At 59.7% G+C, this 10,325-nt stretch carries 8 protein-coding genes; 6 read left to right on the top strand and 2 right to left on the bottom strand.

Annotated elements, in window-relative coordinates; translation table 11 throughout:
• Positions 1-27: 27 nt before the first annotated feature.
• Positions 28-1,283 (bottom strand): IS3 family transposase gene (locus BJD99_RS01930; RefSeq protein WP_143542010.1). Its coding sequence is split into 2 segments (ribosomal slippage): positions 28-1,010 and positions 1,010-1,283, totalling 1,257 coding nucleotides; the frame shifts between segments, so codons are not numbered across the junction.
• Positions 1,284-2,480: 1,197 nt separating this feature from the next.
• Between BJD99_RS01930 and BJD99_RS01920 the strand changes: the two genes are divergently transcribed.
• The 3 genes from BJD99_RS01920 to BJD99_RS01910 all read left to right on the top strand — a co-directional run bounded on the left by BJD99_RS01920 (position 2,481) and on the right by BJD99_RS01910 (position 5,047).
• A complete protein-coding gene (locus tag BJD99_RS01920; RefSeq protein ID WP_084345124.1) occupies positions 2,481-3,098 on the top strand; it encodes an SMI1/KNR4 family protein in 618 nt (205 codons plus the stop codon).
• Between the two features lie 147 nt (positions 3,099-3,245).
• Positions 3,246-3,824, top strand: coding sequence for a hypothetical protein (locus BJD99_RS01915; protein WP_084345123.1), 579 nt, complete (start codon positions 3,246-3,248; stop codon positions 3,822-3,824).
• Between the two features lie 464 nt (positions 3,825-4,288).
• Positions 4,289-5,047: a hypothetical protein gene (locus BJD99_RS01910; RefSeq protein ID WP_084345122.1), complete on the top strand. Its 759-nt coding sequence runs from the start codon at positions 4,289-4,291 to the stop codon at positions 5,045-5,047.
• A gap of 498 nt (positions 5,048-5,545) precedes the next feature.
• Here BJD99_RS01910 and BJD99_RS01905 read toward each other — a convergent pair whose 3' ends face one another.
• Positions 5,546-5,887 carry a hypothetical protein gene (locus BJD99_RS01905; RefSeq protein ID WP_084345121.1) on the bottom strand — a complete coding sequence of 114 codons (342 nt, stop codon included), beginning with the start codon at positions 5,885-5,887 and terminating at the stop codon, positions 5,546-5,548.
• 1,478 nt (positions 5,888-7,365) lie between these two features.
• Between BJD99_RS01905 and BJD99_RS01895 the strand changes: the two genes are divergently transcribed.
• The 3 genes from BJD99_RS01895 to BJD99_RS01885 all read left to right on the top strand — a co-directional run bounded on the left by BJD99_RS01895 (position 7,366) and on the right by BJD99_RS01885 (position 10,232).
• Positions 7,366-8,310: an ABC transporter ATP-binding protein gene (locus tag BJD99_RS01895; RefSeq protein WP_084345119.1), complete on the top strand. Its 945-nt coding sequence runs from the start codon at positions 7,366-7,368 to the stop codon at positions 8,308-8,310.
• Positions 8,310-9,104: an ABC transporter permease gene (locus BJD99_RS01890; RefSeq protein ID WP_084345118.1), complete on the top strand. Its 795-nt coding sequence runs from the start codon at positions 8,310-8,312 to the stop codon at positions 9,102-9,104. The genes BJD99_RS01895 and BJD99_RS01890 overlap by 1 nt, the downstream gene beginning before the upstream one ends.
• A 363-nt stretch (positions 9,105-9,467) precedes the next feature.
• Complete coding sequence (locus BJD99_RS01885; RefSeq protein WP_256895332.1) at positions 9,468-10,232, top strand: MerR family transcriptional regulator; 765 nt, start codon at positions 9,468-9,470, stop codon at positions 10,230-10,232.
• Positions 10,233-10,325: the final 93 nt, after the last annotated feature.

Below are 10,325 nucleotides of genomic sequence, written 5' to 3'. Positions count from 1 at the left end.
TGAACCGTCCCGGGTTTCTTGCCGCTCCTACGCTTGCAACATCTCCGGGCGGAGTGCCGATTCTTGACTGTAGTAGACCTCCTCGAACTCTTCTGGTGTGAGGTAGTCGAGGGTGCTGTGGAGTCGGCGTTGGTTGAACCAGTCGACCCACCCCATCGTAGCAAACTCGACATCGTCGATGGTCTTCATCGGCCCGTTCAGGAACGGGCTCCGCTTCGATACCGCCTCGGTCTTGAATAACCCAATTGTGCTCTCCGCCAACGCATTGTCGTAGGCATCTCCGACACTTCCGATCGATGCCGCAATGCCCTCGAGCACAAGCGTTTCCGCGAACGCGATCGAGGTGTATTGGCTGCCGGCGTCGCTGTGATGAATGAGGCCGGGTCCGACGCGGTGTCCACCGTGATCTCGTCGCCACAGCGCCATCTTCAACGCGGTGGTGACCATAGTGGTGTCTTTGACCGTCGAGGCGTGCCAACCGACGATCGCTCGGGAGAAGCAGTCGATGACGAACGCGACGTAGACGAACCCCGCCCACGTCCTGGTGTACGTGAAGTCGGTGACCCACTTCCGATTCGGGGCCTCGGAAGTGAAATCACGGTCGAGCAGGTCAGGGGCCCGTGTGGAATTCTTACCGCCCTGAATCGTGGTGCGGTGCCGCCTGCCTCGGACAACGCCGGACATACCCTCGTCGCCCATCAGTCGGTCGACTGTGCAGGCAGCCGCGCTATGGCCCTTCCTGCGCAGGTGGCGATACATCTTGCGGCGGCCGTAGAGCTCTTCAGGTTCGCCGACCGTGTCGCGGAGCGCGGCGGTGAGGTACGCATCGGAGATCGTGCGGGCCGATGGTGGTGCGCTCTTCCAGTTGCGGTACGTGCGTGGGGCGACCTGCACGCCGTGCTCGGTGAGCACGCGGCAGATCGACTCGACCCGGTAGTTCTGTGCACGCATCTGATCGATGAACTGGACTATCTGCGGCGGCGAGGGTCGAGCTCCCTCGCGAAGAAAATCGATGCCGACTTCAGAATTTCGTTGGCTTCCTTGAGATCTCGGTTCTCACGCTCGAGTTCCTTGATTCGCTGTTGCTCCTCGGTCGTTGCACCGGGAGTTTGGTTGGCATCGATCTGAGCTTGGCGTGTCCAGAGCCGGAGTGACTCCGCGCCGACACCCAGTTTCGGTCCGATTGCCTTGCATGCGCCGTAGACGGAGTTGTACTCGTGGAGGTGGTCGAGGACCATCTTCACCGCACGCTCACGTTGCTCGGCCGGGTAACGCTTCGACATGTGCTTCATCCTTCACAAAGAACGAAGCGGCATCAAACCCGGGACGGTTCAGAGTGCTTGTGATGTCACGGTTGGCAGTCCTACAGATGGCTATAATCATGGTGCACAGATCGGTGCTATGTCGTTGGACGTGACCCGGTTGAAGAAGTTCGAAGAACTCGGTATTCAGCTCGAGCAGCTGACCCGGGTTCTCTGCTTTCGGCAGTATGCTGCATCGCGAATATGCAGAGCATTGGTCCGCCCGGACCGGCGCGCCACTACCGGAGGCCGGTGTTTCCGAGCCGTTCGAACTCATCACTTTGAATCGTGGTGGAGTCGAATGTCCATGGCGGTCCGCTTGGTCGATGGGGGACTATGCGGGACGCAGACGGACCAGGAGCAGGGTGCCGGTGGTCATCGTTTACTCATCACTTTGGGGCGTATTCGGGTGGATTTACCCGGATCTCGGTGGTCACTCGACTTCCCGAATACCCAGCTCAGCTGGCCTGTAATGGACGCAAGTGTATCCATTTGAATTGTTACCTCTTTTACAGCGGGTCCGGGGTTCGAATCCCTGATGGCGCACAAGAAGGACCTCCTGACCAGCAGAAATGCAGGTCAGGAGGTCATCTTTTTGCCTTGGGGAGTCAGGTCTACTCATCACTTTGAGGGCAAAGTGATGAGTGAATTCGGCGATGTTTCTCCAGGTCGCGATCCTCGTACGCGCCATCGACGATGATTCGACTCGCGGAACCGTTTGTCCGGGATTCGATTGCGATCGATGGCGTGCGTATCCGCTTCTGACCTGCTCTTCGGTGTTGTCGCCGGCCGTAGAAGTACCGCGTGGATACGGTTGTGGACCGTAAGGTCATCACTTACTCATCACTTTGCCCTGCGCAATGCCTGGCGTTGGCACTTTTGCCAGTCGAGCAAGGGGTCGGATTCGGTGGATGGTTCGGCGGCTCGAGTCCGCTTAGAAACTGTTCGCGGCGCCGGCGGAGATTTCGCGAGGTTCGGAGCTGGGCTCGATCGGATGCGAAAATGGAATAGCTATCTGATCCCGCGAGCGCGGAGCGTATTCGGCTTGCATCGATCCAGGAAGTTCGGCGGCTTGCCCGGCGGATCAAAGAGGTGCTGGGCGCGTGGAAACCCGATACTCGCTTGATCAGAGGGTGGGCTCGTAAATTCGATGATCCCTCTGCGCAGTAGGGTCGGGCAATGTCGTTGACTCATGAGTGGAACCTCCTCGTGACTGCGCTGCGTGACGTGGCGCCGGTGACGGCGCGAACGCTCAGGCCATGTGCGTCGAAGAGCGCGGTGAAGCGGGCCGAGACAGCGACGGTTCCGTGGCCGGACGAGCTTCGCGAGTTCTTCGGCCTTCACGACGGTCAGAACGAAGTCGGCGGCGCGGGACTCGTCGTTCCGGCTGGACGTCTGCTGCAGGTCGTGGAGATACCTCAACGGCATTCCGACATGGTCGAAGTCATGGCGGATATCGTTGCAACAGAACCAGATATGTACGACGGGACCTACGCCGAGATCGTCGACAACTCGATCGAGGCGGGCGTCGAGGCAGAAGATCACCTGTTCCTACCGGGGTACGTCCCTATCGCGGCATGGGATTCGAATCTGATGTATTGCGACACCCGTTCGGGAGAGATGCGGGGGAGCGTGTCGTACCGATCAGACGACGGCGGGCACCTGGGTGTGCCAATCTGGCCGTCTTTGGAAGCGTTCGTCCGCGACGTCAGGTTGGCCGTGACTGATCGCATATCGATCGGCTGGTACACCGCAGCGGTCGACAACGGGGTGCTGGACTGGGACACCGTCGAATGACGTTGCGGCAGTTCAGCAGCATCGAGGTGGCGGTAAGGGCAGCGGCGGCCCGCCTTGGGGCGCCACCTTACGAGACATTCTGCTGTTGCGGTTCACGCTTGCCGATTTCGTCCGACAGGCGCGTTATTGGGAGACGGAGGCGTCCAGGTGACGATTACTCCGTGCCGTGACGGCTCACCCGCTCAATGGTTGATCGATCAGAGACGCGATTGGTGGGATCTGGTCACCCGCGGCCCGTCGGGGTACAAGCGCTATGCACGGCTGAGGTTCATCCCGGACCCGACCTACGACGGTCAGCGCGAAATGGACACAGACTTCGCCAACGACGGACCGTCCGAGATCGCCCAGCTCGGAATCGCTGTCTCGACGCTCGTTCGGTTCACCACCACTCCGCACGAGTGCTATTTCCTGATCTGGGAGGGCTACGAAAACCTGGACCACTTCAAGTCCGCGACAGTCTCGATCCCGGAGCGGCCCTGCTACCTCTTCCGGGGTACTGCGGAGGACGTGTCGAGGTGGAAGGACGCCCGAGACGACTCGGGTGAGCTGCCGATCCCCGCGTTTGTGTGGCCGGCCGATCGTGCGTGGTGCATCGCCAACGACGTCGACCCTCACTTCGCCACGATCGGTGCCGGCGAGTCCGCTATCGCTGATCTTCTTCGCACCGCACGAATCGATACGACGCCGGACGATCCCACCGAGTACCCACCGTTCTACGGATTCTGAAGGCCACGGCTCAAAGAACGCGTTCGACGCGCGCGCCGAGGCACAGTCCCTGCAGCGCAACGGTTTCTAGTGGGCGTGTCGACGATCACGAGGTAGAAGACCAACGCGAGAATGGTGTCGGCCAGAGGTGGGGAATACCGAAGCCCATCGCGGGCGAACTACACCGCGCGCACGGCGACAAACGTGACGTTGGACGCGAACAAGGGCCACAACATTGCTTTCGCGATCCACCCGGCTCTGTGTGTTACCGGCTTACTCATTTACAAGTCGGGAGTGATCTGTGGTGACCAGGATGTTCGGCTCCCCTCCCTCCGATGTTGAAGGCCGAAGCTGAGGGCACGATGCGACGTCGATCGTTGTCGTCTTCGTTGTCGTCTTCGTTGTCGTCTTCGTTGTTGTTGCCGTGGGCGCGCCGCGCCCTTGCTCCGTAGGAAAGGTCGACTTTCGGTGGCAGTCTGTCCGGTATGACCGACCGCGCAGACGATGAACCGTGGTACTTCACCGACCTCCTCTCGGATGTGTCGGTTGGGGACTGGGTGAGCGAGTGCACCTCGACATTCGACGGAACCGTCACAGCTCTCGTGCCAGGCGGGTTCGAGACGTACTCCCGGGTTCTCCATCCCGCCCGGATGGAGTCGGCGTCCGGCATTACTGTGCCCGTGCGGTGGTCGACCGTTGCGGATGCGCTCGGCGCGGTCATGCATCAGAGCGTCGCGTGGGGGTCGATGATCGAGGCGGGTGTCCGGCAGGGCCGCGGGACGGGTCAGGGTTCGCTCTGGACGGACAGTCCGCAGGAGGGGGAGTTGAGCGTGAACGAGGCAGAAGTGTTGGGTTCGGTTCTCGCCGGCCTCACGACCACACCTGATGACTGCTTCTTCGGATTTTGGGAAGGTGTAGGTCTGCAGGGTGTTCGACGTGATCAGACGGGTCTTGTAATGCCCGGTCGCAAGCACCTACTGGTCCGCGGCGCTGTGGCCGACGTGTCACGGGACCTGCAGGGCTTCTTGCCGCACGTGTGGTGGCCGGCGGATCGCGCATGGTTCGTCGCAACGGATGTCGATCTGACGTCGACGTACGTCGGCGGATCGACCGATGTCGCGAATACTCTTGCGGCGGAGCACCCGGGGCTGGAGTGCGTCGGATCGTGGCGGGGAGCGAACATCACCTGGACATGCGACACCATCAATCCTCGACCGCCGGAACCGTATTCGCACTACCACTGACGTTGCGCGGCAGGGTCGTCGTGGTCACGGACACGAGTAGACGTCCCGGTCTGTTTCGTCTTGTCGGCGAGCTTTCTGCACCGTACAGTTCCCAATCGCGGTCCGGATCCAGAGGGACCGTCGGCGCGCTGGTGAACAATAACGTCACCGAGCGATGGTTTCAGGTCCCGAACGCACGGCACCGCCTCAAAGTTATTGCAGTAGTCAACCGTTGATAATCCGATAGCACTATGAGTGCCGAAGGATGCGTTGACATAGCGGCTCCGGAGACGGTGCGGTAAGTGCGGTTTGCGCACCAAGATGTCCGTTCACGACCATCGAAGTCACGCGACTCCCTGCGTTTCTCGTGCGCGTCTCTATCGCGCCGAAGGATGGGGGCGAGCGCACCCGAACTTTTAGCGTGAGTTGGCGAGTTTTTGCACGGCGTCGGGGACCGGCCGACCGGTTTTGGCGCTTGCTGCGACCGCGGCCTGTGCCGCTGCCCGGCGGACGGCGAGGCTACGAATGGCCGGGGCCGGATTCTTCGGTGTTGCTGTGGTCATTTCCTGCCTCCTCGTCGTAATCGGTGTCCGAGTCTCCGAGCGCTATTTGCTCGGCGATGACTTGGACGATGTCGGAGTCGCTGCGTGTAGCCAGTCTAGATGCGACCAGAGTTTCGAGCACCTTCCATCCGAGTTGGGCTTCGGTGTCGGAGGTGCTGAAGGTGCGATCGAACGCCCAAGTGGTCCGTCGAAACCACTCGGAGCGGCGGTCTGCGGAGTTCTTCTGTTGCCAGGTGATGATGACACCGATGGTGGCGACCAGTCCGATGATCAGAGTGACCCACGCCTGCGCTGGCATCGTCGATGACTCTTTTCTGCCAAGGGACGAGCTGGATGGGCAGAAGACTAGGTGAATGCTCCGACACGGACGCCGATCTGAGTTTCGGCGGGGAGCCCTGCAGGCTCGTCAGTCGGATACTTGGAGAGGGACAGGAGGTCACTCCTTTGCTGTTGGTGGAGTCGAGTGACCATGTGAACGAGGATGGTCGGTGCAGAATGTTCTTGGTTTTGGGCGGATTCGAAAGTGCAATCTTTTAGTCATCTTTTTGAGTTGAACGCGTGCGAATCCGGCTGGACGTCGGTGGTCACTCGACTCCCTGAACTGCCAGTTCAACCGCCTTGTGGGGGACTCGGGTGCATCCAGGCGAATTGTCATCACTCTGACAGCGGGTCCGGGGTTCGAATCCCTGATGGCGCACTCAGAAACACCCCCTCACCAGCGCGAAGCCGGTGAGGGGGTGTTTTGTTTTCCGGTGATCTTGCGCCAACTCATCACTTTGAGCCCAAAGTGATGAGTTGATTGTTCCAGCACTGGTCATCGCCCGTGCGGTTGATTCTGAGGCCGGGCAGCGCTCGCGGTCCGCTTACGTACGTGTCGTTCGCACTCAAGGCATAAGGACGAATTTGATCGCAGAACCACAAAGATGGCTGACGCCCGACTACCGGCGTCCGCCTTGTCGTCGCTAGTTCGCGCTTCCAGCTTCGGCGCGAGCTGGTTCAGCGCTTTGCTCATATCCGGCGCAATCGACATTCGTCAGGTTCTGGTGGGGATGCGAACCAGCGGTGTGAGGAAGTCGTGCAGTGGCAGCCCGTCCCGGGCACTGAAGTCGACGCCCGTTATAGAGGCCAGATCCGTTGGTTCGACTGGAGGGTACTGCCGGAGGATCTCCTCGCGCTCGCTGGTTGCGTGATCGTAGAACCAGGTCACTGGCGAGTCGAGACCGCGGACAAACGTCGTGACCCAACGCTGCTCAGACTCATTGGACGACAAGATACCTCGGGATTCGGATGCTCGGTTCGTCGACGCCCCGCGCTAAGGAATCAGGTCCTGTGGACGTTCGGGATGCTGTCTATCGAATGCAGTCCATGACAAAAGTCATGACTCTTCGATGGTAGATGTCATCGCAAATCATGTTGATACGCACTGGTTTTCGCTGCTCTCAGCGATGACACTTGAAGTCGAGGCAAACCGCCGGGAACAAGTAGAATTCCATTCTTCACTCTGAAAATAGGTATCGACGTGACAATATGCGTAACGACTCGGTGCCCGGCCACGACGTGGCGGCCGAGCGTCCGATGAGATCGGCCACCTCGAGCCGATCATCAGAAAGCAATGCGTTCGCATCGCAAGCACCGGAGCAGCGGCAACCATTACCGCACTGGCGTCGCAAAGCCAGAAGGCCGCTGACGAACAGGCAGGCAGCATTACAGCTTCGCTGGACAGCGTTCATTCAGGCCTCGACGTGCAACTAAATAGATTGGTGGACAACTAATTTCATGATCGAACTAAATGGATTGACCAAACAGTACGGCGCTACCAAGGCGGTCGAAAACTTGACTTTCACGGTGAAGCCGGGTGTTGTGACAGGTTTTCTCGGACCGAACGGCGCGGGCAAGTCGACCACTATGCGCATGATTCTGGGGTTGGACCGGCCGTCCAGCGGTACGGCTCTGATCGAGGGCAGGCCCTATAGTGAACTGAAGCAGCCGCTCCGGACTGTGGGTGCGCTTCTGGACGCGAAATGGGTGCACCCCAACCGTTCTGCGCGAGCTCATCTAGAATGGATGGCCGCCTCGAACGGTATCGCGAGGTCGCGGGTCGACGAAGTGCTTCGACTCGTCGGACTCACCGGCGTCGCCAAAAAGAAGGCCGGAGGGTTTTCGTTGGGTATGTCCCAACGTCTCGGGCTGGCCGGGGCATTGCTAGGTGACCCGAAAGTGTTGCTGTTCGACGAACCGGTCAACGGTCTCGACCCCGAGGGCATCGTGTGGATCCGAAAGTTCATGCAGCGCCTCGCGGCAGAGGGGCGCACTGTCCTCGTATCGAGCCACCTATTGTCCGAAATGGCGCAGACCGCAGAGCATCTTGTGGTAATCGGACGTGGTCGGCTGATTACAGACTCCTCGGTGCAGGATTTCATCGACAATGCCTCGGAGGCATCGGTATATGTCCGGAGCCCCCAGCGTGACTTGCTCCGCAGCGCGCTGACTTCGGCGGGCCTCACCGTTCGAGATCCGGCTACGGCCGATGATCTACAGCCCGGGTTGGTAGTCACCGATTCGAACACCGATGACATCGGAGAAATTGCAGCAAGAGCCGGATTTGTGCTGCACGAATTGTCCTCACAGCGCGGATCGCTGGAGGAAGCATTCATGAAACTCACCGGTGACGACGTCCAATATCACGGCGCAGGAGCCGATTCCGAAGGAGGCGCACTCTGATGGGTGTATTAGCAGCAGAACGTATCAAGCTCACGTCGACGAAGTCACCACGGTGGAGCTCGGTGATCGTAGTTGTCCTCGGACTGGGTCTTGCCGCCGTCATCGGCATCACGTCGAGAATCAGCGTGCAGTCCTCCGACAGACAGCTGTCCGACGGAAACACACCGGATATCGAACCCATTCTTCCGTCTACCTTCGATGCATTGGCCGGAGTCAGTGGGTTCGGTGTCACGGTTCTCATGATCATGGCAGCTTTGACCATCACCAGCGAGTACCGTTTCGGTGTCATTCGTACGACATTTCAGGCAACCCCGAACCGCGGGGCGGTGCTGGGAGCCAAGGCGCTGCTGGTTGGAGTGTTCGGTCTCGTTCTCACCTTCGTCCTCGGATTCGGTGCGCTCTATCTTGCCGCCGCAACTGCTGGTGCCGACGCAGGGGAATTGCTCAACTTGGACGTAGACGGATCCTGGCGCGTCGTCTATGGCACCGCGATTCTGGCCTTCCTGCAGATCGTCATCGCGGTAGGAGTTGGTGCTCTGGTTCGTCAGTCGGCAGGTGCTATTGCGTTGTTGCTGTTGTGGCCGTTGGTGGTCGAGAGTCTGTTCGGATTGTTCGGCTCACTGGGGCGTGCGTTACAGCCGTTCCTCCCATGGGCGAACGCGAACCACTTTCTGGGGCAGGGCAGCGACATCGACTTCCACTGGGGGCCTTTCGGCAGTCTGCTCTATTTCATCGTATTCACGGCCATCATCTTCGGCGCAGCAGTACTCGTTACCAATCGTCGCGACGCATGATGTGAGTTCTCCAGGAGGAGTTCGTCCCTCCGACAGTGAGCCGAGTCTTCTGCTTCGGCGATTCGCACATCGCCCTGACCGGTTGTCGTCGGTCAGGGCTGAGGTGTGAGGTGCTTGTTGTGGCGGTCAGATTCAAGACGCGTGGGGGCACGACAGAGTTTGCTCACATTTACCGCTTGTTTGTCGACGACTTAGATTTTCTCTCTTCAGTGCCTGCAAGGCGAACCACGCGAGTTCGGCGAGGTCGGACATCGCTGTGTCTGTTCGTAGAACGACTGGTGGAGTGATCCCAGGAGTGAGAGTCCACCTCGCTGCACGTGCGCGGATGGACTTTCAACGAGACCAATCGAGGAGGGATCTGAGGTGGGACTGAGCACACGGCAGCTTGCGGAGTTGGCAGGCACGACCCTTCAGGCTGTCCGCCACTACCACGACGTGGGCATGCTCGACATGCCCAAGCGCTCGTCGAACGGTTACAAGCAGTACACGGTTACGCATCTGGTGCGGCTAATTCAGATAAAGCGACTCAGAGATTTGGGTGTTGGTTTGGCTGACATCTCTCGAATGAGCAGAGTCGATCACGACCTGACGGTGACAATCAGTGACTTGGACGAGCAGTTCAAGGTGAACATCGCACGGCTCCAGAAGATTCGGTCCGAGTTGAAGAGCATTCTGCAAGAACATGTTCCGGTCGACGTGCCGGTTGAGTTCGGCGTTATTGCCCGAGACTTTGCCGTGTCCGACCGCGCACTCATTATGGTGTGCTCAAGGGTTCTCAGCGAGGACAATCTGAAGGACCTGCGGAGCATGCTTCTCGACCGACATCCGCTCGAGGACGAATTGAGTGCGCTGCCCCCGGATGCGGGCGAAGCAACAATTGAGAAGTTGGCGGAGCGATACCGGCCGGTCATGCGCCAACGGCTCAAGGATTTCCCCTGGTTGAGCCGGCCTTTTGTCGGGAGTCCCGCCGGTGAGGAGTTGTCCAGAGAATTAGTTGGGCAGGCGATTTCTGCGCTCTGCAACCCGGCGCAGAATGCGGTGACACGGCGCATCCAGCTGATCGTGCGCGAAGAGACGAGTAACCCGACCGACAGGACGAGGGGCGAAGCCGACGTCGTCGGCTCCTGACGGTGAGCACCAGCGCGTGGATGAGTTGAAGACGGCTCGGACGACCTAAGAAGAGCTGAGCCACCCTCGACCTCGAAGCCGCCGATGCCGTAG

The organism is Rhodococcus sp. 1163 (assembly GCF_002091985.1).
Classification (GTDB): domain Bacteria; phylum Actinomycetota; class Actinomycetes; order Mycobacteriales; family Mycobacteriaceae; genus Rhodococcoides.
The sequence above is the reverse complement of the archived record's forward strand: the minus strand, read 5'-3'. Positions and strand labels throughout refer to the sequence as shown.